A 24,379-nucleotide genomic window follows, 5' to 3' on the forward strand; every position below is an offset into this window, starting at 1 on the left:
ATTTTCCTCCTTAATGCACATTACAAGTTTGTTACTTTAACTCCTTGTACGTAGATGTTCACAGAATCTACAGCTAGTCCTACTGTTTGATCTAATGTATACTTCACTTTCGTTTGAACATTGTGTGCTACCTCTGAAATTTTTGTACCATAGCTCACGATAATATACATGTCAATATGTACTTCATCGTTCTCTTTACGAACAATAACGCCTCTTGTGAAATTTTCTTTTCGTAAGATTTCTGTTAATCCATCTTTTAATTGATTTTTTGACGCCATACCAACGATGCCGTAGCAATCTACTGCAGCGCCCCCTGCAATTGTTGCAATTACTTCTGTACTAATATCAATTTGACCGTACTTTGTTTTGATTTCAATTGACATCTCTTTTCCCCCTTTAGAAATGGTGAAAGTGAGCTAGACTACTTTAATTACTATCATATAATCTTTTCAAAAAAAATTCCAACGTTCTTTACTTTCGCTCTCGTACTTATAGAATAATATAGCACTTCTTTTTATGATGAGCAAAATAGTCCATTGTTATTATACAACACATATCCCTATGATATGTCAAGTATTTTTTCTTGATTTCCGCTTTTCTTACATATAGTGTCAAGTAATTTTTCTTGATTTCTTTCTTATACACTGTTGCATTCTCTTTTTAGTTGTGTTAAATTATAGAAGTGTTTTTAGCATCGCATAAAAGACTAACATTGAAAATTACTTAGGTTACGGTAGTTAAGGGAGGGAAATATAGATGGCTCGTGTTTGTGCTATTACTGGAAGAAAAGCTCGTTCTGGTAACTCTCGTTCTCACGCAATGAACGCTACAAAACGTAAATGGGGCGCTAACCTTCAAAAAGTTCGCGTACGCATTGACGGTAAAGTTCAACGTGTTTACGTTTCTGCTAGAGCATTAAAATCTGGCAAAATCGAACGTGTTTAATAATAAAAAAGAGAGCCTATTGGCTCTGTTTTTATTATCCTCATGAAAAAAGCACCGGTAACAGGTGCTTTTTTTATTCCTTTTTAAAGGTATTTAACACCGCGCGAACAATTCCACCAAGAAATTTCGGCAACTTAATTGTATAAAATCTCATGGTTTCCCTCCTAATCCCCATTACTCCACTTGTTTACTATATGACGTAGCAACAAAAGTAGTTCTTCAATCAGTGCTTCTTATCACCATTAATATGCCAGAAGTAAATGAAAAAGTACCTTTTTCCGCAACGAGTTCATTACTAATACAAAGTGTCGATCCCCATTTTATCGTTTTATCTGTAAGAGGATATTTAAAACCGCGAAGTGTAATTCCAGTTACTATTTCTGTAACAGGAACAAAAGATATGTAAGAGAATAATGAATTTTCTTCCATTGTATATGTACCCGATTCTTTAACAGAAATTTCATTTTTATAATCTACAATGCTCATGTTTACATTTGCTTGTAAACCTTTTAGTAACATTTGAATGTTGGCTAAACTATGATCCATCCTTCCACCTGTTGCACCAAAAATCCGAATTTGTTCTGGCTCTTGTTCTAAAGCCCAATTAATTGCAATCTCCAAATCCGTTTGATCCTTTTCTTTCGGCACAATATGCAAATCTCGTTTCTGTTTTTGCATCCATACTAACTCTTCTTCTGTAACAGAATCATAATCACCAAAAGCTACTTGTGGTATTATTCCAAGCTGCAACAAACGATATACTCCTCGATCAACCGCTGCCCATACAACCTCTTCACTCTCATATTTTGAAAAATCTGCACAACACTCTACTGGACCTCCAGCTAAAATATGAATAATCATGTTCTCTCTCCTTCTATAGAAAAAAGGCAATCTACCAATAGCTAGATTACCTTGTTTCTTTAACCAATTTACCTACAAATTCATTTTTATCTCGCATTAACGGGCAGTAAGACCCCCACTGATGGAAGTTTCACTTTATCCGCGAATAGCTGCAATTGCTGCCCCGCGATCTTTTTGATTGTATACAGCAGATCCTGCAACAAGAACATTCGCTCCTGCTTCTACACATAATTTCGCTGTTTCTACATTAACGCCGCCATCAACTTCAATCTCTACTTGTAAATCGCGTTCACGAACCATGTCAGCAACTTGTTTAATTTTTGGCAATACAGAATGAATGAACTTTTGACCACCAAAGCCTGGGTTTACCGTCATAAATAGCACCATATCTGCATCTTCTAATACATGCTCAATCATCGAAACTGGTGTATGTGGATTTAAAACAACACCCGCTTTAATACCCTGCGACTTAATTAATTGAATCGTACGATGTAAGTGCGAACACGCTTCTACATGTACTGTAATAATATCCGCTCCCGCTTTCGCAAAAGCAGGAATGTACTGATCCGGATTTTCAATCATAAGATGAACATCTAGTGGTAAAGAAGTAATTGGACGAATTGCTTCTACAATCAACGGACCAATCGTAATATTTGGAACAAAATGCCCATCCATTACATCGACATGTATGTAATCTGCTCCACCTTTTTCTACATCTTTAATTTCTTCTCCCAATCTCGAAAAGTCTGCTGATAAAATCGATGGTGCAATTTTAATCATCATTAATACCTCGGCTTTCTATCTCTAATTTCTTCAACGAATTGCATATAGTGCTCATAACGATAGCGTGTAATGCTACCTTCTTCTACAGCATCTTTCACCGCACACTTCGGTTCAGAAAGATGTGTACAACCTCTAAATTTACAGTATTGACTCTGTTCTTTCAACTCCGGAAAACAATATGTGAGATCTTCTACTTCCATATCGATAAAATCCAGTGAACTAAACCCAGGTGTATCCGCAACAAGGCCGCTCCCTACTTCAATTAATTCCACATGCCTTGTCGTATGCTTACCCCGGCCTAAATGAGCTGAAATTCCACTCGTTTTTAACGCTAAATCTGGACGTAGCACGTTTAAAAGAGAAGATTTCCCTACACCAGATTGACCCGCTACAACAGAAACACAACCTTGTAAAAATGGCTTTAACACTTCTATACTCTCTGAAGTTGTCGTTGAAGTAAATACCACATCATAACCAATTGCACTGTAATCCCGCGCATACGCTTCAATTGTTTCACGTGTTTTCTCATCTATTAAATCCATCTTACTAATACAAATAATTGGTTTAATATTATGAAACTCAATTAAAACTAAAAAACGGTCTAATAACAATGGATTAAACTCTGGTTCTACTGCAGAAAACACAAGCAGCGCTTGATCAACGTTGGCAATCGGTGGGCGCACAAGTTCATTTTTTCGCTCTAATATTTCTAGAACGTATCCTTCACTCGGATTTTCAGCTTGGAATACGACTTGATCGCCAACAAGCGGTGTAATTTTATGTTTACGAAATACACCACGTCCGCGGCACTGCGTTACCCCCTCTTCATGCTCCACATAGTAGAATCCACTTAAAGCTTTTATAATTTTCCCTTCTGGCATACATTCTCTCCTTCATTTATCTTGTTCTAAAGAACATAAAAAGCCAACTTCTTTTCATAGATATTCATACTGAACTTTAGAACGAGATTCGTTCAACTCACCATTTGTAAGCATTCCTAACGGGAGTTTCACTTTATTCTGTTGGATACAGAACATCTTTTTCAATTAACGTCGTTCCGTCACGAACAATTTTATAACGTCCTTTTGTTCCTTCTTGAATAACAAAATCAAGAGAAATTGTCGTAGACTCCGTTATCGTTCTCGTTTCAAACGGCTTATCCATAGTATTCTGCATATCTTCTTTATATATTTCAATTGTTTGTGGTTTTTTCTCTCCAGTTGCCGGTGCTTGGTACTCAATTGGAATATTGTCGACTTTTACAGTTTTCATCGGCCTTTCTTTCGGTCCTTCAGAGACAACAATTGTTACTTTTGCCCCTTCTTTTAAATTCGTATCTGGCTTTGGTGATTGTGAAATAACAAGCCCTTTATCAACTGTATTTGAATACTCTCTCCTTATTTCTGGCACAAGCTTTTTCTCGTTCAAATAGCTGTTCACACTATTTTCTGTCCAACCAGAAAAATCAACGAGTCGAATTTGTTTCGGCCCCTTACTAATCCACACTTTTATTTCTTGCTCTTCCTCTACAATAGATTGTCCTGCTTCAGGAATTTGTTCTACAATTTCATCCTTCGGCTTTTCGCTTTCAATATAATAAGGAACAACACCCTTATATTGAGTCAATTCATCTTTTATCTGACTATATTCTTTCCCAATTAAATTAGGCATTTTTTTCTTTTGTTTTCCACCTGATTGAAAAATCGTAATTTTTGTATTCTCTCTCACAACTCTTCCTGCAGCTGGATTTGTTTTAATGACCTTACCTTCTTCGACTTCATCTGTATATATAACTTGCGGTCCCGTCAATTCGAATCCTTTATCAACAAGTGTATTGACAGCTTTTTCATATGTCATATCAGATACATCAGGCACTTTAACTTCTTTTGGAATAAAGAAACCTGGAATAACTGTCACTGCCAATATTCCACACACAACTAAAAATATGAAAGTCGTAAGTAAAATCTTGAGCCATCGATTGCTTTTCTTTTTTTGTTGTTCTTCTTGTTTTAGTTCATTCTGCTGCTTTTCTTCTTTCGAACTTCCAGATAAAATAATTGTTTCTTCACTATTCGTATTTATCAATTGCTCCTGCTGAATGATAGGAATTGCTTTTGTTGCTTCCATATCTTCAGGTATATGGAAAGGTTGTTCATTTATTCGCTCTGGATATAATGCTGTTTCAATATCACGTTTCATTGCATTTGCAGATTGATAGCGATGAAATGGGTCTTTCGTTGTTGCTTTTAAAATAATATTTTCTACACTTTGTGGAATATCAGGATTCCACCTTTTCGGAGATGGTGTCTCATTTTGCAAATGTTTAAGAGCAATAGAAACAGCAGATTCTCCGGAAAACGGCGGCCTTCCTGTTAATAGTTCAAACATCACAATTCCAAGTGAATAAATATCTGATTGCTTATTGGCAACACCGCCTCTTGCCTGTTCAGGAGATAAATAATGAACAGAACCAAGAACAGAATTTGTATGTGTGATCGTCGTTGCGCTTGTCGCTGTTGCAATACCAAAATCTGTAACCTTCACAACGCCGTCACTTCGAATTAAAATATTATGAGGCTTAATATCACGGTGAACAATTTCAAAATGATGCGCATGAGCCATCGCAGCAGTTAATTGTTCCATAATATCAAGCGCTTCTCCTACAGGAAGAAGCCCTCGCTGTTGTATGTATTGTTTTAACGTTTGACCAGGCACATATTCCATAACAAGATAATAAATTCCGTCTTCTTCTCCGACATCATACATATTAACAATATTTGGATGCGACAACGTTGTAACCGATTGCGCTTCTCGATGGAAACGCTTAATAAATTCCTCGTTATTTGAATAATCAAGCCGTAACATCTTTACAGCTACATCGCGATCAAGTATGTCATCATGCGCCAAATATACATTGGCCATTCCCCCGCCACCAATCATTTTAAGCAGCTTGTAACGGTCATTTAGGCGTCTTCCAATCATCACGTTGTAATTCACCTACTTTCGTTCGCCGAATCCGCATAATCAATAATGACAAGAGTAATGTTATCTTCCCCGCCAAGGTCATTTGCAAGCTGCACAAGTTGTTCGCTTTTTGTTTGCAAAAGCTCATCAGATTGTAAAATCTCTTTCATACGACTCATTGCAACTTTATTAGATAATCCATCAGAACAGAGTAACAATAGATCTCCCTCTTCTAATACTAAAGTTTTCACATCTAATATAACGGTTTCTTCCGTACCAAGCGCTCTTAGTAAAACATTTTTCCTTGGATGATATTCAGCATCTTCTTTTGAAATTTCTCCATGTCGAACGAGTTCATTTACAAGGGAATGATCTTCGGTTACAAGTGACATATAATCGTCCGATAACATATAGCAGCGACTATCTCCAATATGGCCAATTGTAACAAAAGCAGCTGTGCATATAGCAGCAACGATTGTCGTTCCCATTCCACTACATTCTGGATGTTCTCCAGAATATTTATATACTCGTTCATTAATAATTTGAGCATGATTATGTAACCATTGCTCTGCTTTTTTAGGCGTATCCATATTGTACGTTTGTTTCCAATAGTCATGGAACAGTTGGATTGCCATCGAGCTGGCAACATCGCCTGCTCGATGACCTCCCATTCCATCTGCTACAACAGCTAAAACATCTCCATCTAGATTATGAAATACTCCTGCACTATCTTCATTATGTTGACGAACTTTTCCTTTATCTGATAGAAACACGGTTTTCATTATCTCACCTCGTCTCTTCTTTGCGCTCCTTTGCACGCAATTGACCGCAGGCTGCATCAATATCATGACCTTGTTCACGACGAATCGTTACGTTAACACCACGATCTTTTAATGTTTTTTCAAACAAGAAAATTTGTTCGCGCGGTGTTCTCACATAATCGCGTTCTGGTACATAGTTAACTGGAATTAAGTTAACATGACATTTCACACCTTTTAACAGCTGAGCTAATTCCACAGCATGTTCGACTTGGTCGTTTTCTCCTCCAAATAAACCATATTCAAATGAAACACGGCGCCCTGTTTTCTCGATGTAATATTTGATAGCTTCCATTAAATCTGGTAGCTTGTATGCCCGGTTAATTGGCATTAATTTTGATCGCAGTTCTGTATTTGGAGCATGTAAGGAAACCGCAAAGTTAATTTGTATATTTTCTTCAGCAAACTTATAAATTTTCGGGATAATTCCACTTGTTGATACCGTCATATGACGCGCTCCAATGTGAAGTCCTTTTTCATGATTCACGATACGTAAAAACGCCATTAAGCTGTCATAATTATCAAACGGTTCTCCGATTCCCATAACAACAAGAGAGCTTACACGCTCATCTGTAGTATCTAGCTCACGTTGTACTTCGACAACTTGTGCAACAATCTCACCAGCTTCTAAATTACGTTTCAAGCCGCCAAGTGTTGATGCGCAAAACGTACAGCCAATTCGGCAACCAACCTGTGTTGTTACACAAATTGAATTTCCGTAATCATGGCGCATTAATACTGTTTCAATAGAATAGCCATCATGCAGTTGGAATAAGAATTTAATTGTTCCATCTGCAGATGTTTGCTTTACTAATGTTTTTAAAGTTGTAATATCAAAGGAATTCGACAATTTTTCACGCAATCCTTTAGAAAGGTTTAACATATCCTCAAAAGTTATTACACGTTTTTTATAAAGCCAATCAAAAATTTGACCAGCACGGAATTTAGGTTCTCCTTGCTCTTTTAACCATTGTTCCATATCATGAAGCTGCAGGGAATAAATAGACGGTTTGTTTGTTTCTAATTCTTTTTTTTGTTTTTTCACAGTTGTTTCCATGATGCTACACCTTCTTTCTTAAACAAGCAATATAAAATCCATCCGTCGCAAAGTAATGCGGTAAAATTTGTACTCCGCCTTCTACTACATACGGATGCACGGCTTTTGGCAATCGTTCTTTTATTGTTGTATCCCATTCAAATTCAGGGTGTGATTGTAAAAACAGCTCTACTACTTGTTCATTTTCTACTTTTTCAATTGTACACGTACTATAAACAAGGCGTCCTCCCTTTTTCAACAAAGGAGCTACCTTTTCTAAAATGGATAGCTGAATATTTGCAAGTCTTTTACTATCTTCTTTTTGCTTTCCAATTTTAATATCTGGTTTACGGCGAATTACACCAAATCCAGAGCACGGAGCATCTACCAATACTTTATCAAAACTCTCTTGTTCAAAATGCTCTTGTACTTTCCGTGCATCGAGCGTTTTCGCTTCTACATTTTCTAATTGAAGACGCTTTGCTTGCTGCTGAATTAAACGCACTTTGTGTGGATGTAAATCAAGAGAAATGACTTTCCCTGTTCCTTGTAAGCGTTCTGCAATATGCGTTGTTTTCCCACCAGGAGCAGCGCAACTATCAAGGATAATATCTCCCGCTTCCGGATTAAGCGCACGAGCCACAAGCATAGAACTTTCATCTTGAATAGATAGCAATCCTTCTTGAAATGCTTTTGTATGAGCTACATTTCCTTTTTCAATTTGAATTGCATCTTCTGACAAATCACCATATTTTGCTTGAATTCCTTCTGTTTCTAGTGCTTTAAGCGCCTCTTCTATAGACGCTTTCGCCACATTAACTCGAGCGGTTGGAACTGGTGGAAGTAGGTTTACTTCACACATTTTTTGTACCGTTTCAATTCCATATGCTTCTATCCATTCTTTTACAAGCCATTCTGGATGGCTTGTTGCAATTGCAAGTCGCTGTTCAGAACTTTTAATCTCATCTAATGATGGAACGCCTTCACGCTGAATGGAACGGAGTACTCCGTTAACAAGCCCTGCAATTCCTTTATGACCACGGCGTTTTGCAATTTCAACCGCTTCATGAATTGCTGCTCGCTCTGGAACACGATCTAAATATAACATTTGATATAAAGATAAGCGAAGTAGCACTTTCACCCACAGTTCAATCTTTTTTCGCAAAAACGGCTGTAAATAATAATCAAGTGTATCACGTCTTTGAATTGTTCCATATACAACTTCTGTTAACAATCCAACATCTTTTTTATCAATGTTGCTTTTTTCAATAAGATTGTTCAAAAGCAAATTACTGTATGCACCGCTTTTTTCAACTTGTAATAAACCGTCAAGAGCTAATTCACGAACGTTTTGTGTCATGCGTCTACTCCTAACTTCGTACCAATTTCAGGCTTTGTTCCACGCAAAAATTGTGAACAGCTCATGCGCTTTTTACCAGATGGTTGCAACTCGGTAATTTTAATTGCTGTTTTATTTCCTGTTGCCACAACAAAACCATCTTCTTCAAACGCTATAATTGTTCCAGCTTCGGCTTGCTCTTTTACAGAAACCTTTTCTCCCCACCATACTTTTACAACTTGTTCCGCTAAAGTCGTATAAGCAACTGGCCATGGGTTTAAACCACGAATATGATTGTAAACCTCTTCACCTGTTTTCATCCAATCAATCTTTTCTTGCTCACGTTTAATATTGTAAGCAAATGTTGCTTCGTCCTCATTTTGTTTAATTGGTTCCAACTTCCCTTGTATTAACAGCGGAACAGTTTTTGATAGTAAGTCAGCTCCAGCCTCACTTAATTTATCAAATAACAAGCCTGTTGTTTCACGTTCTCCAATTTCTACTTCTACTTGCGTTAAAATATCACCTGCATCTAATTTTTCAGCCATATACATAATGGTAATGCCTGTTTTTTCTTTTCCTTGCATGATGGAATAATGAATAGGTGCACCGCCGCGAAGCTCTGGAAGTAATGAAGCATGGACATTAATACATCCGTACTTCGGTGCTTCTAAAATTTCGTTTGGTACAATTTGCCCGAACGCAGCTGTCACAATTAAATCAGGCTCTAATGCCAACACCTTTTCATATTCATCTTTTTCACGAATTTTTAAAGGTTGTAACACCGGAATACTATGTTTTTCTGCTTCCACTTTAACAGGTGTTGGTGTCATAACCTTTTTTCTGCCTACTGGACGATCCGGCTGTGTCACAACACCAATCACATCATATCCATCTTCAATAAGACGACAAAGCACCGGCACTGAAAAGTCCGGTGTACCCATAAATACAACTTTCACCATTCAAAAAACTCTCCTTTTACATCTCTTCTAATTCATTTTCCTCATAATATCGCGTTACTTTAGATGTAAATAATACACCGTGTAAATGATCGATTTCATGTTGAATTGCACGAGCTAAAAACCCGTCTGCTTCTAGTAAAAATACTTTTCCACGGCGATTTTGGGCACGTACTTTAATGTACTCGGCACGTGTTACATCACCAAAAAGCCCCGGAAAACTTAAGCAGCCTTCGGGACCTACTTGTTCACCACGTTGTTCTAAAATAACAGGATTAATCAACTCAATTTTTCCGTTATCATCATCAATGTCTACAACAGCAACTTGCAGACTTACGCCAACTTGTGGTGCTGCTAAACCAACACCATCTGCAATCAGCATTGTTTCGTGCATATCTTTTAAAAGCTTCACTAACTTTTTATCAAAATTTATAACACGTTCACACGGCGTTTCTAATACTTCATTTGGATGTTTTACAATTTCTAACGTTGCCATTTTTTCCTCCGCTACATTAACATAGTTGGATTAAAATCAATTGAGATTTGCAAGTCTTTCTGCATTTCTGCCTGATAATGTTCATTTACCATTTTGAGCACGTACTTTAAGTTTGGTTCCCGTTTGTATTTTATCACGCATTGGTAGCGATATCTATCTTTTATACGAGGAATTGCCGAAGCAACCGGACCTAAAATCACCGTTTGCTGGGCACAATGTTGCCGTAAAAAACCAACGATCTTCTCTGTTACCTGCACTGCTTTTAATAATTCTGGATGAGATACTGTAACTAATGCCACATAATAATATGGTGGATATTGCCGAATTTTCCTCATATACATCTCGCGTTCAAAGAACATATCATACTGCTGCTGTTTCGCTAATTGTACACTATAATGCTCGGGTGTATACGTTTGAATAACGACTTCACCTGGAAGTTCGTGACGTCCGGCTCGGCCGCTCACTTGCGTTAAAAGCTGATATGTTTTTTCGCTCGCTCTAAAATCCGGCAAATGCAGCATCGTATCTGCTGTTAATACACCTACAAGCGTCACATTCGGAAAATCCAGACCTTTAGCAATCATTTGTGTTCCAAGTAAAATATCTGCCTCTCCTGCACCAAAGGACTTCAGGAGCTTTTCATGCATCCCTTTGCGACTTGTCGTATCAACATCCATTCGAATGACGCGCGCTTCGGGAAACAGTTTTGTAATTTCTTCTTCAACCTTTTGTGTTCCTGTCCCAAAGAAGCGGATATAGGAACTATTACAAGCAGGACAAGCATTTGGCAAATTTTCCTCATAACTACAATAATGACATTTCAAGCGATTATTCATCCTGTGATATGTAAGTGAAATATCACAGTGCGGACATTGTACTACATAACCGCAATCACGGCACATGACAAATGTCGAATGACCTCTTCTGTTTAAAAAGAGCACCATTTGTTCCTTTTTCTCTAACCGATCCGCTATTTTCTCATGAAGAAGCTGAGAAAACATAGAACGATTTCCCTCCCGAAGTTCTTCTCTCATATCAATAATCTCAACTGTCGGCAAATCCCTTTCATTCATACGCTTTGTCATTGTAAGCAGCTCATATACACCTTTTTTTGCACGAGCAAACGATTCTAGTGTAGGTGTGGCACTTCCTAGTACAACAGGACAATTGTGATATTTTCCCCGCCAAATTGCAACAGAACGTGCATGATAACGCGGATTATCCTCTTGTTTGTAACTTGATTCATGTTCTTCATCAATAATAATGATTCCTAAATTCTCAAATGGTGCAAAAATTGCTGAACGTGCCCCTACAACTACTTTTACTTCTTTTCGCAGGATTTTACGCCATTCATCATATTTTTCCCCAACAGATAGCGCACTATGAAGAACTGCAACTTGCGAACCAAAGCGCCCTTTAAAGCGATCAACCATTTGGGGAGTTAACGAAATTTCCGGTACAAGTACAATAGCTTCTTTTCCTTTTCGCAACACTTCTTCAATTGACTGTAAATACACTTCCGTTTTTCCGCTCCCAGTTATACCGTACAGTAAAAATGTCTCATGTTTCTCTTTTGTAATAGAAGTTAAGATCGGTGCAATAACTTGTTGTTGTTCTTCTGTAAGCGGGAATGGTTTTGTGCGCTCAAAAGCATCGTCATCATACGGATTTCGATATATCTCCACATATTTTTCAGCTAACAGACCCTTTTTCACAAGAGATTTTATCGGAGCATCTGTAATTTGCAATTCTTCCGTTATTATTTTTAACGGTATGGACCGATAATGTTCCATAAAGTAATACAATATATCTTGCTGTTTTTTACTTTTTAAGTTAAAGGCCGCTTCCTCTAATTCTTCATAAGACAACACAGGTTGGATCATTTTTTGTTTTTTCTTTTGCGCCTTATCTTTTACTTCATAGACAACTTCCACTGTTCCTTTAGCAATTTCTGTTTGGACTGCACGGTACAAATGTGGTTGTTCATCGAGCACACTCCAATCGATACTTTCTTTTCCTTGAAAGAGAAATTTTACATTCTCAGCTATATCTTCAGAACGATGGAGATGCAACCGCTTTTTATATGTCGCTTTAATCGCTGCTGGCAGCATAACTTGGAACGCTGAAATTGTGAAACAAAGTGTTTCTTCCGTAAGCCAATTTCCAAGTTGCAACAATTCTGCATTCAATACAGGTGTTACGTCTAACAATTCATGCAATGTTTTCAACTTATTTACATCTACATCTACTGTATCTTTTATGTCAATAACGAATCCTTGTAATTTTCGTGGTCCAAATGGAACAACAACTCGCATGCCTGTTTGGACAAGATCTTCCCAGCGCTTAGGAATTATATAATCGAATGGCCTATCCGTTTGCCTTGCTGGAACATCAACAATTACGCTTGCAAATTTCATGCGGGATCCTCTTCCAGCATTTTTTCAACTTGTAGTAAAATTTCTCTAGCTACCTCCTGCTTTGTTAGCAGTGGCAATTTAATCATAGCGCCATTTCGTTTATACATCGTAACAATATTTGTATCCGTACCAAACCCTGCACCTTCTGCTTTTACATCATTAGCAACAATCATGTCAGCATTTTTCTCACGTAATTTTTTCGTCGCATACTCTTCAACATTTGTTGTTTCTGCTGCAAAACCAATGAGTAATTGATGTTCTTTTCGTTCACCTAATGTTTTAAGAATATCTATCGTGCGTTCAAGTTCAATAACCGTATCGCCATTTTTCTTTTTCATTTTTTCATCATAAACGATTTTCGGTCGATAATCTGCAACGGCAGCTGTTTTGATCACAACATCCATATTGGAATAATGATGTAAAACCGCCTCTAACATATCTTGCGCTGATTGTACTTGTATTGTTGTTACACTCGCAGGTGGCGTTAGTGCCGTTGGACCAGAAACAAGAATGACTTCTGCTCCAAGACTTGCCGCAACTTCCGCAAGTGCATAACCCATTTTGCCAGATGAGAAATTTGTCATAAAGCGAACTGGATCAATCTTCTCACGCGTTGGTCCCGCCGTCACTAATATCCGTTTTCCTTGAAGTGGCTTCCCTTGTGAAAAATGTACTTCTAACATTGCTACAATGTTTTCCGGTTCTTCTAATCGACCTTTAGCAACATATCCACAAGCTAAAAATCCTTCACCAGGCTCAATAAATGTATAACCTAATTTTTTTAATGTTTGCATGTTTTTTTGAACAACTGGATTTTCGTACATATGAACATTCATGGCAGGTGCAATCCACACTGGAGCTGTAGTTGCAAGAAGCGTCGTTGAAATCATATCATCTGCAAGACCATTTGCTAATTTACCAATAATGTTTGCTGTCGCTGGTGCAACAAGAACAACATCAGCCCAGTCTGCTAAATCAATATGAGCAATCACTGCTGAATCTTTTTCATCGAATGTATCTGTATATACATCATGGCGAGAAAGCGCTTGAAATGTAAGCGGTGCAACAAACTTCATTGCCGACTCACTCATTATTACTTTCACAAGCGCACCTGCCTGTGTTAATTTACTTGTTAACGCAGCTGCTTTAAATACAGCAATGCCTCCTGTAACACATAAAAGTATTTTTTTCCCGTTTAGCATAGGTCTCGTCCTCTTTCTTTCATGAAACTTAGTCCTACTCGAAATTCAAATCATTCACCATCACAACATAAAATACAAGCTGCCGTTATTCTCCATCCTATATGAAATCATTTTGATTTTTCGACATATAGATTGCTGCTATGGAGAAGAACCTGCACTCGCTTTCTCTCTTTGTCCCGCATTAACGGGCAGTAAGACCCCCACCCCAAGATTGAGTGAGAAGCAAAAAAGATAGATGGGGGATAACTGCCCGTAAAAGCCCGATTGGTTCAACTAACCATCAGTGGGGATAAAGGCCCTGACCGCTTCTATGCATGGCCAGATGCTCTCGCCCACCTAAAAAGAAAGCTTCCATGTCGTTTTTTAATGTTGATTTATCTATATCGTAAAAAAATAACAACCTACTTGTAAATAGGTTGTTACTGTTACATAGAAAAGTATAGTATCTATGCCTCTATTTGTCGAAAAGAAAGCTTTATTTCTGATTATTATCTTCACTTGGTTCGTAGTTTAATAAATGTGCATTAATCTCTTCTAATGCTTTTCCTACAAACTTATGAGATACTGGTTGTTCAACACCACAATCGTTATGCTCTTGCATTTCACGAGCACGCTTTGCAGCTACTGTTACTAGCGTATATTTAGAATCAATTTTTTGTAACAATGAATCAATAGATGGGTTTAACATATTATATTTCCTCCGTCATTTCTTTATAGTATTTTGCCACTCGCTCACGGCGACAATGTTCACCTATCACAATTGCATTAATACGTTCGCAAGCAAGTTCCACTTCATCATTTTCTACTACGTAGTCATAAGCATCCATCATTTCGATTTCTTCTTTTGCTACTGTTAAACGATTTTGAATTACTTCTTCTGTTTCTGTACCACGACCAACAATACGGTTTTTTAGTTCCGATAAACTCGGAGGAGCTAAAAAGATAAATACTCCTTCTGGAAAAGCTTTCTTTACTTGAATCGCGCCTTGCACTTCGATTTCTAAGAAAACATCTTTCCCTTGCTGCAATGTCTGCTCTACATAATCAATTGGTGTTCCGTAATAGTTTCCAACAAACTCCGCCCATTCAAGCAGTTTATTGTTACGAATCATCTCTTCAAATTCTTCTCTCGTTTTAAAGAAATAATCAACACCATCTACTTCTCCTTCACGTGGTTTACGTGTTGTTACAGAAATAGAGTACTGTAAATTTGTATCTTCTTGACTGAACAATTCCTTTCGAACCGTTCCTTTTCCAACCCCAGAAGGCCCTGAAAGAACAATGAGCAACCCTCTTCTACTTCTCATATATATGTTAAACCTACCCTTCGTCACTTAAATCTTCTTTATTATTTAATCGATGAGCAATTGTCTCCGGTTGTATTGGACTTAATACAATATGTCCATCATCCATAACAATAACTGCTCGTGTTTTTCGACCATAAGTAGCATCAAGCAGCACATTTTGTTCGCGAGCTTCCTGTACTAACCTTTTAATCGGTGCTGATTCCGGACTTACAATGGAAATAATTCGATGTGCAGATACGATATTTCCATATCCAATATTTAAAAACCGCATAGCCATAGTTTGCGCCTCCTAGTAAGTCTATCCGATTTCTCTCTCTCGTATAACTTCCGTATACAATTGACAGCTACTCAATATTTTGTACTTGTTCACGAATTTTTTCAAGATTATTTTTCATTTCAACAACATATTTTGAAATTGTTAAGTCATTTGCTTTCGAACCAATTGTATTTATTTCACGATGCATCTCTTGTACAATAAAGTCCATCTTTCTTCCAACCGGTTCTGTACTTTGCAGCGCCTCTTGAAATTGTTCTAAATGACTTTGCAGTCGAACTAACTCTTCATGAATATCACAGCGGTCTGTAAACACCGCTATCTCTGTAAGTAATCGTTGTTCCTCTAATTCTTGATTATGTAATTCTTTCAAACGGTTCTCCAAACGCTCACGATATTTTTGAATGACTGACGGCGCATAGGGAACAATGGCATGCACGCACGTGTGAATTTCTTGCAAACGATGCTCCAAATCTTTATGCAGTCGTTCTCCTTCACCATCACGCATCGTTTTTAACATACTAGCTGCGCGGCGAACCGCTTCATACAAACTATGTTCAAACGTTTCATTTACATTCTCAACTTCTTCAATTGCTGTCACTTCTGGCATAGCAATAAGCTGCTGTAATGTAATCGAATCCTGTAATTGAAATTTCTCCTTCGCTTCTTCCATAATGAGCTTATATTGCTCTAAAAGGGACCAGTCCACGCGTAATTTCCGTTCAACGAGCCCTTCCCCTTCAACAATAATCGATACTTCAATACGTCCGCGGCCAACTTGTTCTGCAATTAATTTACGGATTTTATCCTCGAACACCATCATTTGCTTCGGAAGACGAATATTCATCTCTAAAAAGCGATGATTGACCGACTTCATTTCTACTGTAATTTGAAACGCATCACTTTCTACCTTTGCGCGTCCAAACCCTGTCATACTCGAAATCATTTTATCACATCCAAGCCATGATCTTACTCAATGAAAAAGGTAATAGAGACACTACTCTACTACCTTTTGAAATTATATCATACTTTTATCCCATTTACTATTTCAAGTTTACACCTCTTTTATATACAATTGGTTTCTTCTTTTCAGGCTTCCCGGTTAGTAAAGATCCCACTAATAAGAATGTTGGAATAGAAGAAAGACCAACAATCAAGAGCCAATCTCTCGCTTTAATTGGCATGGTACTAAAGATCGGTTGCAATGGTGGATAATAAATCACTACTAACATTAGTAAAATCGAAATAAGCACTGCTCCTACTAAGTACATATTTCCAAATGGATTACGGTGAAATACAGAATGCTCACTGCGGCAATCAAACACATGAATAAGCTGTGCTAAAACAAGTGTTGCAAAAGCAACTGTTTGTGCATACTTTAATTCATTTGGATTTTGATTGTGTGCAATAATAAACGCTAAGAGTGTCATAGCACCGATTAAAAAACCGCGGCTAACAATTTTCCATGCAAGTCCTCTCGCAAATACTCCTTCTTTTGGATGACGCGGTTTCCTACGCATAACATCACCTTCTGGTGCATCAAGCCCGAGTGCCATTGCTGGTAAACCATCTGTTACTAAATTCACCCATAATATTTGAATTGGTACGAGCGGCAATGGTAATGCAAGTATCATCGCAAATAACATAACTAAAATTTCTCCAACATTTGATGCTAATAAATAACGAATAAACTTCCGAATGTTTTCGTAAATATTTCTTCCCTCTTTAATTGCTGCTTTTATAGTAGCGAAGTTATCGTCTAATAACACAAGAGATGATGCCTCTTTTGCGACATCTGTCCCCGTAACCCCCATCGCTACCCCAATATCAGCTGCTTTTATAGCAGGGGCATCATTCACACCATCACCGGTCATCGCCACAATATGATCTTTATTTTGCAGCGCCTTCACAATTTTCAATTTATGTTCCGGAGAAACACGTGCAAAGACATACGTTTCATCCACAATATCTTCTAATTCTTCAACCGACATGTTTGCGAGTTCAATTCCTTCCACAACGCGGCCACCAGATGGTAAAATTCCAAGCTGCTCAGCGATTGCCATCGCTGTTACTTTATGGTCTCCTGTAATCATAATCGTTTTAATACCCGCATCTTTACATTCTTGCACCGCTTGCTTCACTTCCGATCTTGGCGGATCAATCATTCCTTGCAATCCAATAAACATTAAATCTTGTTCTGCTTCTTGTTCACTTTGAATGTGATCAGTTGTTTTTAATGGTTTAAAAGCAATTGCAATTGTACGAAGTGCTTGACTTCCTAAATGATAAATCGCCGTTTGCACTTCGTTTCTGTACAATTCTGTTAATGGCTGCTGTTTATTTCCCCATAAAATAGTTTGACTCATTTTTAATAAAACATCAGGTGCTCCCTTTGTTATCACAAATTTTTTCCCTGTTTTGTCACGAACAATTACACTCATCATTTTCCGCGTTGAGTCGAATGGAAACTCGTGAATAATTTCAAATTGATCCTTTATACCTTCTCTTGAAATGCCAGCCTTCATCGCTGCTACAACGAGTGCCCCTTCTGTCGGGTCACCGTCTAATACATACGTTTTTTTCTTTTTCACAATATTTGCGTTGTTACATAAGCATCCGAATGTGAGGAGTTGATATAAGGAACGGGCCGCTGTTGGGTTTACTTTCTTTTCATCTTTTATAAATTCACCTTTTGGTTCATAGCCCTGCCCCGTTACATTCCAGATTTCACCACTCGACCAGACATGTGTAACCATCATTTTATTTTGCGTCATTGTCCCTGTTTTGTCTGAACAAATGACAGATGCACATCCCAACGTTTCAACCGCTGGAAGCTTTCTTACAATTGCTTTTTTCTTAATCATACGCTGAACGCCAAGTGAAAGTGCTACTGTCACAATCGCAGGCAATCCTTCCGGAATCGCTGCAACAGCAAGCGAAACACCCGCTAAAAACATATGGTACATTTCATTACCTTGATAAACACCAACTAATACAACAAGTGCCGTTAAAATTAATGCGACGATAATTAAAATTTTCCCCAGCTGCTCAAGTCTTCTCTGCAGCGGCGTTTCATTTTGCTCCGCATTTTGCAGCATATTTGCAATTTGCCCCATTGCTGTATTCATTCCTGTGCCAATAACAACTCCAATGCCGGATCCTCTTGTAATCATAGTACCCATAAATGCCATATTTGTTTGATCACCAATTGAAACATCCGAACCATGCAAAACATCAATTTTCTTTTGCACTGGCACGGATTCTCCTGTTAATGCTGATTCTTCAATATATAGACTCGAAGCTTCAATGAGGCGCACATCAGCACCGATACGATCCCCGCTTGAAAATTTAATAATATCCCCAAGCACAAGGCCTTTCGAAGGAATTTTCATCCACTTTCCATTTCGAAGTACAGTTACTTGCGGGGCGGCAAGCTCTTTTAATGCTTCCAACGATTTCTCTGCTTTTCTCTCTTGAAAGAAACCGAGGATTCCATTGATAATAACAATTGCAACAATAGCAATTGCATCAACATATTCTCCTAAAAAAGCGGAAATAATCGTTGCTCCAAACAAAACAAGTACCATAAAATCTTTAAATTGTGCTAAGAACACGACAAGTGCAGAAGGCCGTTTTGCTTCTTGGAGTTCATTTGGGCCAAGTTTTTTTAGTCGACCTTGCACCTCTTGCTCTGTCAACCCTGTCTTTACATTTGTATTCGTTCGCTCTTCAACTTCATGTGCACGCAGTTCATACCAATTCATCTCGCCATCTACCTCCTGATTGCAGACATGCTCTAATGAAAGCTTATTCAGCCTCGTCCGAAAAAATGCTATAATTAACTTTTAGTAAGAAAGGAGTGTTCAACGTGGCATTCGATGGATTATTTACAAGAGCAATCACACACGAAATTGCAAATTCTCTTCAAACAGGAAGAATTTCAAAAATATATCAACCGTCAAAATATGAAATTTTGTTACATATTCGGGCAAACGGAAAAAATCAAAAACTACTTCTTTCCGCACACCCAACGTACGCACGCATGCACCTTACAACACAAAATTACGATTCTCCTGCATTGCCGCCAATGTTTTGCATGCTTCTTCGTAAACATTTAGAAGGTGGATTTATTGAGAAAATTGAACAAATTGATTTAGAACGAATCATCCAAATTACTATTCGTAGTCGCAATGAAATTGGTGATGAATCATTAAAAACATTAATTATTGAAATAATGGGGCGTCATAGCAATATCATTTTAGTAGACTCCAAAACAAATATAATTTTGGATAGCCTAAAACACGTTTCCTTAGCGGTAAACCGTCACCGCACTGTATATGCTGGAGCTGAATATATTGCACCGCCTGCACAACAGAAAATCAATCCATTGCAAATTGAAACGCAAGAAGAATTTATTCGACCGCTAGACTTTTTAGCAGGAAATATGGATAAACAACTCGTAGGAGCTTTTATGGGGATTTCTCCCCTATTTGCAAAAGAAGTAGTTGCAAAAGCTGGAATGGTGAATGAAAATGCATTATCCGAAGTATTTTTTACATTACAAAAACTATTACTAAAACATCAGTATACTCCTTCGATGATCATAGCTAAGGGGAAAGAATTCTTTTATTTATTCCCACTTTCACACTTAAAAGGTGAAGAGAAAGCATTCTCATCTGTAAGCGAATTACTAGATCGTTTCTTCTTTGGGAAAGCAGAGCGTGACCGCGTAAAGCAACAAGCCCATGATTTAGAACGTTTTATGCAAAATGAAAAAGCAAAAAACGAAAAAAAATTAATTAAATTGCAAAAAACTTTAGAAGACGCAAGTAAAGCAGATAAATATCAACTATTTGGTGAATTGCTTACAGCCAATATGTATGCAGTGAAAAAAGGCGACAAAGAAGTTGAGGTTATCAATTACTATGATGAAAATAGCGGAACTGTAAAGATCGCCTTAGATCCATTACGCACACCGTCAGAAAATGCACAGCGTTATTTCCAAAAATATCAAAAAGCAAAAAATTCTGTAGTAATCGTTGAAGAGCAAATTGAAAAAACAAATGAAGAAATATTTTACTTTGATAGTTTACTACAGCAAATGGAGGCTGCTTCTTCTAAAGATATTGAAGAAATTCGTGAAGAACTAGCCGAAGAAGGATATATGCGTAATCGCAAGTCAAAAAACGCAAAAAAGAAACCAGCAAAGCCTGTATTAGACACATATATTGCAAGTGATGGAACAGAGATTTTAGTCGGAAAAAATAACAAACAAAATGACTATTTAACAAATAAACTTGCACGCCGTGATGAATTTTGGCTTCATACGAAAGACATTCCAGGCTCACACGTTGTCATTCGTTCATTAGAGCCAAGCGAAGAAACATTAATTGAAGCGGCAAAGCTCGCTGCTTACTTTAGTAAAGCAAAGGAATCGAGCTCAGTTCCAGTCGATTATACAAAAATTCGTCATGTGAAAAAGCCAAGCGGAGCGAAGCTTGGATTTGTTACGTATGATAACCAGCAAACGGTGTATGTAACACCTGATGTGGATACTGTTATGAAGTTGAAAGCTTAAAAACAAAGAGATGATTACAATATTGTAATCGTCTCTTTGTCTTTCATTTTTTACACAATCATTTGTGATGTCAAATAATATAGACACAAAATAAGCTTTTGTGTCTATATTATTTGACATAGATATAAAAAACTCTTTTCTTCGCAGAGCTTTACTCCCTACTCATGCGGGATAAAGTGAAACTTCCATGAGTGGGGGTTTTCTTCACCCCCACTCATGGTTAGTTGAACCAATCGGGCTTTTACAGGCAGTTCCCCCCCTATCTTCTTCGCTTTTCTCTGAATCTTGAGGTGGGGGTCTTACTGCCCGTTAATGCGGGTTAAAAGATTTTCTCTCTTATAAAAAAAGATTGGCACTATTATTGCTTTATATAAGGAGATGAAAGGGAGGAATTAACATGACTTCAAGAATCAAAAAAATACAAGAACAGCTACATCAATACGGAATAGACGGATTACTGATTACCAAAAAAGAAAACCGCCGATATGCATCTGGATTTACAGGTACTGCTGGAGTTGTCTTACTCTCTCCTACAAATGCAGTATTTATTACAGATTTCCGTTATACAGATCAAGCGAAAGCACAAGTACACGAAGCAGAAATTGTTATGCATAAAGGGAACATAGAACAAGAAATTGCCGCGCAAGTAAACCGATTACAAATAAACAAATTAGGTATAGAAGAAAATAATATGACGCTGAAACAATATACAGCGTTACAAAATTATATAAATATCGAACTTGTTCATGTAAATGAAATAATAGAGACGATTCGTACCGTGAAGGAAGAGGCTGAAATCGAAATGATTAAAATTGCAGCTCGCATCGCAGATGATGCCTTTCAACATATTACAAGCTTCCTTAAACCTGGTGTATCTGAATGGGATGTAAGAGATGAATTAGAATTTTTCATGCGAAAACAAGGGGCTTCCTCTTCATCATTTGACATTATCGTAGCCTCTGGCACTCGCTCTTCTCTCCCGCATGGGGTAGCTACAAGTAAAATCATTGAAGACGGGGATATTGTTACATTAGATTTTGGTGCACTTTATAACGGTTATTGCTCTGATTTAACGCGCACTGTTGCAATCGGTAGCTGTTCTGAGGAATTTGTAAAGATATACAACATTGTACTTGAAGCTTTAAAGCGCGGCACTGAGGCAATTCGCCCAGGTGAATCGGCAAAAACAATCGATGATATTACAAGAAATTACATTACTGAACATGGCTACGGTGAATACTTCGGTCATTCAACCGGCCATGGAGTTGGCTTAGAACTTCATGAACCTCTTAGATTATCAAAAGATAGTACAGACACACTGCTAGAAGGAATGGTTGTAACCGTAGAACCAGGTATTTATATCCCAAATTGGGGCGGTTGCAGAATTGAAGATGATATTGTCATTACAAAAACCGGGCATGAAGTGATTACACACGCTAATAGAGAACTTATTGTTCTAGGTTAAAATGGAGCTTTGAAAATCGAGAGTTTTCTTTAGCCCTACTGTTCATTAAATCTGACCAGTCGAACTTTTACGGATCGTTTATCCTCACCTAACTTTTTTGTTTTTGACATAACTTTGAGGTAATGGATGAATGGTGAGGGAAAGAATTAATAAAACATAGCAGGCTTCTTTCAATATGAAGAAGCCTGTTTTTTTATTTCACCAACAAGTAATCAGAATCCATTTTCTTTAACTACGGCTTAGTGAGAAAAGTTATTTCCTCAAGCTGGATAACCGCCACTCGGTGGAGGCCACGCCTCAAATAAACGACGCAGCAATACAATTTCTCCCAAATGATAACTATTATGTGAAGCAATATTACGTAACGTATCGGCCCTTGTTATATCTGGATAACGCGCTAAAGGCTCATCAAGTTTTGTAGTTTGAGCAATTGTACAAGCAGTATCGATTCCCGCTAGAAATTGTCTTATAATCTCCGCCCATTCTTCTTGATTTTTCGCTATATGTTCAACTGGCCAACTCTCCTTCACGTGCGCTGGAAGTTGTGGTTTTTCTCCATGTAAACCAAGTAAGAGAAAATCTTGCCAATATTTCATATGCATCACTAGTTGGTAGATGGAATACGGAATGTTTTCTACTTGTTTTCCTGATAGTTCCCAATCAATATCTGCAATTGCATTTTTAATTGGAATATGCCCGCGTTCTCCTTGTAACGATTTTACTAACGTTCTAGCAAATGATTCATTCAGCAAATGCTTGCTTTCTGTTTGCACATCATCCCATCCTTTTCCTTTTCAATTGATTTTTTATAGATTACCAATCTTAATATCGATTACCAAACGTATCACCAATAGGTGCAATCGTATTTAAGTATGCTAGTTCTTCTTTTGTTAAAGTTATTTCAAGAGCCGCTATGTTTTGCTCTAAATACTTCACTCGCTTTGTACCTGGAATTGGTACGATTCCCTCACCTTGTGCAACGACCCAGGCAAGCGCTAATTGTGCAGGCGTACATTCTTTCTCTAATGCAAGCTGTTTAATTCCTTCAACAATTTTCATATTAGAAGCAAATGCCTCTTCTGAAAAACGTGGATTATAGTATCTCCAATCATCAGGTGTTAATTGATCACGGCTTGTTAAATTACCCGTTAAAAATCCTCGGCCAAGTGGACTATATGGAACAAATCCAACGCCTAATTCACGACAAACCCCTAAAATATCTTTCTCTGGATCGCGAGACCAAAGAGAGTATTCTGTTTGAACAGCTGAAATTGGATGAATTGCATGAGCTGTTTTTAATTGCTCACCTGTTACTTCAGACAGTCCGATATAACGTACTTTTCCTTCTTGCACTAACTCTGCCATCGCACCTACAGTTTCTTCAATTGGTGTATTTGGATCAACACGATGTAAATAATATAAGTCGATGTAGTCTGTCCCTAATCTTCTTAAACTTGCTTCACATGCTTCCTTCACATATTGAGGGGAACCGTTGTATCCTAACGCTTTTGTTGCATTTCGCAGTGCTCCAAACTTCGTTGCAATTTTCACATCATGCCGAAATCCCTGTAACGCTTTCCCTACTAGTTTTTCATTTGTTCCCATTCCCTCTTCATCATATCCATAAATATCCGCTGTATCAAACATTGTAATTCCAAGTTCAAGAGCATGATGAATTGTTTTTGTCGCCTCTATCTCATCTGTCTGACCATAAAATTCAGACATTCCCATACAACCTAATCCCATTTCCGATACTTCTAATCCTTGTGAACCTAACTTCTTCTTTTTCATAAGTTCGCCTTCTTTCGAAAAGATACTGTAAAAAGAGAATAGCATACATCTGAAAACAAGTAAACTATTTTTACTTTTTTAGTTCAATTAGTTTAATTTGTATAAATGCATAAATTTATTTATAATAAATGGATTGCAAGGAGG

General features: G+C 37.6%; 23 protein-coding genes. 3 read left to right on the forward strand and 20 right to left on the reverse strand.

The features are described 5' to 3' along the window. Positions 1 to 20 precede the first annotated feature (20 nt). Positions 21 to 383 carry an Asp23/Gls24 family envelope stress response protein gene (locus tag NKR74_RS15905; RefSeq protein WP_098309663.1) on the reverse strand — a complete coding sequence of 121 codons (363 nt, stop codon included), beginning with the start codon at positions 381 to 383 and terminating at the stop codon, positions 21 to 23. 373 nt (positions 384 to 756) lie between these two features. Between NKR74_RS15905 and rpmB the strand changes: the two genes are divergently transcribed. Further along, a complete protein-coding gene (rpmB, locus tag NKR74_RS15910) occupies positions 757 to 945 on the forward strand; it encodes a 50S ribosomal protein L28 (RefSeq protein ID WP_000124776.1) in 189 nt (62 codons plus the stop codon). Between the two features lie 73 nt (positions 946 to 1,018). Here the strand turns inward: rpmB and spoVM are convergent, their stop codons facing one another. The 17 genes from spoVM to NKR74_RS15995 form a co-directional block, all read right to left on the reverse strand. Then, complete coding sequence (gene spoVM, locus NKR74_RS15915) at positions 1,019 to 1,099, reverse strand: stage V sporulation protein SpoVM (RefSeq protein ID WP_098309662.1); 81 nt, start codon at positions 1,097 to 1,099, stop codon at positions 1,019 to 1,021. 65 nt (positions 1,100 to 1,164) lie between these two features. Beyond that, complete coding sequence (locus NKR74_RS15920; RefSeq protein WP_253630220.1) at positions 1,165 to 1,806, reverse strand: thiamine diphosphokinase; 642 nt, start codon at positions 1,804 to 1,806, stop codon at positions 1,165 to 1,167. A gap of 135 nt (positions 1,807 to 1,941) precedes the next feature. Next, a complete protein-coding gene (gene rpe, locus NKR74_RS15925; RefSeq protein WP_253630221.1) occupies positions 1,942 to 2,586 on the reverse strand; it encodes a ribulose-phosphate 3-epimerase in 645 nt (214 codons plus the stop codon). 2 nt (positions 2,587 to 2,588) lie between these two features. Further along, complete coding sequence (gene rsgA, locus NKR74_RS15930; protein WP_253630222.1) at positions 2,589 to 3,470, reverse strand: ribosome small subunit-dependent GTPase A; 882 nt, start codon at positions 3,468 to 3,470, stop codon at positions 2,589 to 2,591. 133 nt (positions 3,471 to 3,603) lie between these two features. After that, a complete protein-coding gene (gene pknB, locus NKR74_RS15935) occupies positions 3,604 to 5,574 on the reverse strand; it encodes a Stk1 family PASTA domain-containing Ser/Thr kinase (protein ID WP_253630223.1) in 1,971 nt (656 codons plus the stop codon). A gap of 8 nt (positions 5,575 to 5,582) precedes the next feature. Continuing rightward, complete coding sequence (locus NKR74_RS15940; protein ID WP_253630224.1) at positions 5,583 to 6,335, reverse strand: Stp1/IreP family PP2C-type Ser/Thr phosphatase; 753 nt, start codon at positions 6,333 to 6,335, stop codon at positions 5,583 to 5,585. A 4-nt stretch (positions 6,336 to 6,339) separates the two neighbouring features. Further along, positions 6,340 to 7,428, reverse strand: a complete 1,089-nt coding sequence (gene rlmN / locus NKR74_RS15945) for a dual-specificity RNA methyltransferase RlmN (RefSeq protein ID WP_253630225.1) — start codon at positions 7,426 to 7,428, stop codon at positions 6,340 to 6,342. Between the two features lie 4 nt (positions 7,429 to 7,432). Then, a complete protein-coding gene (gene rsmB / locus NKR74_RS15950; protein WP_253630226.1) occupies positions 7,433 to 8,767 on the reverse strand; it encodes a 16S rRNA (cytosine(967)-C(5))-methyltransferase RsmB in 1,335 nt (444 codons plus the stop codon). After that, positions 8,764 to 9,708, reverse strand: a complete 945-nt coding sequence (gene fmt, locus NKR74_RS15955) for a methionyl-tRNA formyltransferase (protein WP_253630227.1) — start codon at positions 9,706 to 9,708, stop codon at positions 8,764 to 8,766. Before fmt ends, rsmB begins: the two co-directional genes overlap by 4 nt. A gap of 16 nt (positions 9,709 to 9,724) precedes the next feature. Then, complete coding sequence (gene def / locus NKR74_RS15960) at positions 9,725 to 10,201, reverse strand: peptide deformylase (protein WP_090912690.1); 477 nt, start codon at positions 10,199 to 10,201, stop codon at positions 9,725 to 9,727. Positions 10,202 to 10,212: 11 nt separating this feature from the next. Continuing rightward, positions 10,213 to 12,618, reverse strand: coding sequence for a primosomal protein N' (gene priA, locus NKR74_RS15965; RefSeq protein WP_253630228.1), 2,406 nt, complete (start codon positions 12,616 to 12,618; stop codon positions 10,213 to 10,215). Then, the gene (gene coaBC / locus NKR74_RS15970; RefSeq protein ID WP_253630229.1) at positions 12,615 to 13,820 is read right to left on the reverse strand and encodes a bifunctional phosphopantothenoylcysteine decarboxylase/phosphopantothenate--cysteine ligase CoaBC; all 1,206 of its coding nucleotides are present in this window, start codon (positions 13,818 to 13,820) and stop codon (positions 12,615 to 12,617) included. The genes priA and coaBC overlap by 4 nt, the downstream gene beginning before the upstream one ends. Positions 13,821 to 14,295: 475 nt before the next feature. Continuing rightward, a complete protein-coding gene (rpoZ, locus tag NKR74_RS15975; RefSeq protein ID WP_253630230.1) occupies positions 14,296 to 14,508 on the reverse strand; it encodes a DNA-directed RNA polymerase subunit omega in 213 nt (70 codons plus the stop codon). Position 14,509: 1 nt separating this feature from the next. After that, positions 14,510 to 15,127, reverse strand: a complete 618-nt coding sequence (gene gmk / locus NKR74_RS15980; protein ID WP_253630231.1) for a guanylate kinase — start codon at positions 15,125 to 15,127, stop codon at positions 14,510 to 14,512. 13 nt (positions 15,128 to 15,140) lie between these two features. After that, on the reverse strand, positions 15,141 to 15,404 hold the full coding sequence (remA, locus tag NKR74_RS15985; RefSeq protein ID WP_020059206.1) for an extracellular matrix/biofilm regulator RemA: 264 nt from the start codon (positions 15,402 to 15,404) through the stop codon (positions 15,141 to 15,143). Between the two features lie 67 nt (positions 15,405 to 15,471). Beyond that, positions 15,472 to 16,347, reverse strand: a complete 876-nt coding sequence (locus NKR74_RS15990) for a YicC/YloC family endoribonuclease (protein WP_098311139.1) — start codon at positions 16,345 to 16,347, stop codon at positions 15,472 to 15,474. 97 nt (positions 16,348 to 16,444) lie between these two features. Next, positions 16,445 to 19,165 (reverse strand): calcium-translocating P-type ATPase, SERCA-type, encoded by a 2,721-nt coding sequence (locus tag NKR74_RS15995; RefSeq protein WP_253630232.1) that lies wholly within the window; start codon positions 19,163 to 19,165, stop codon positions 16,445 to 16,447. A 104-nt stretch (positions 19,166 to 19,269) separates the two neighbouring features. Here NKR74_RS15995 and NKR74_RS16000 point away from each other — a divergent pair, with 104 nt between their 5' ends. Beyond that, complete coding sequence (locus tag NKR74_RS16000) at positions 19,270 to 20,979, forward strand: Rqc2 family fibronectin-binding protein (RefSeq protein ID WP_253630233.1); 1,710 nt, start codon at positions 19,270 to 19,272, stop codon at positions 20,977 to 20,979. A 397-nt stretch (positions 20,980 to 21,376) separates the two neighbouring features. Then, the gene (locus NKR74_RS16005) at positions 21,377 to 22,444 is read left to right on the forward strand and encodes a M24 family metallopeptidase (RefSeq protein WP_253630234.1); all 1,068 of its coding nucleotides are present in this window, start codon (positions 21,377 to 21,379) and stop codon (positions 22,442 to 22,444) included. Positions 22,445 to 22,704: 260 nt separating this feature from the next. Here the strand turns inward: NKR74_RS16005 and NKR74_RS16010 are convergent, their stop codons facing one another. Both NKR74_RS16010 and NKR74_RS16015 read right to left on the reverse strand, forming a co-directional pair. Then, on the reverse strand, positions 22,705 to 23,217 hold the full coding sequence (locus NKR74_RS16010) for a DinB family protein (RefSeq protein WP_253630235.1): 513 nt from the start codon (positions 23,215 to 23,217) through the stop codon (positions 22,705 to 22,707). A gap of 49 nt (positions 23,218 to 23,266) precedes the next feature. Further along, entirely contained in the window at positions 23,267 to 24,235 is a 969-nt protein-coding gene (locus NKR74_RS16015; RefSeq protein WP_098311135.1) for an aldo/keto reductase, read from the reverse strand. Positions 24,236 to 24,379 lie beyond the last annotated feature (144 nt).

It is taken from the genome of Bacillus sp. 3103sda1 (assembly GCF_024159135.1).
GTDB lineage: Bacteria > Bacillota > Bacilli > Bacillales > Bacillaceae_G > Bacillus_A > Bacillus_A rhizoplanae.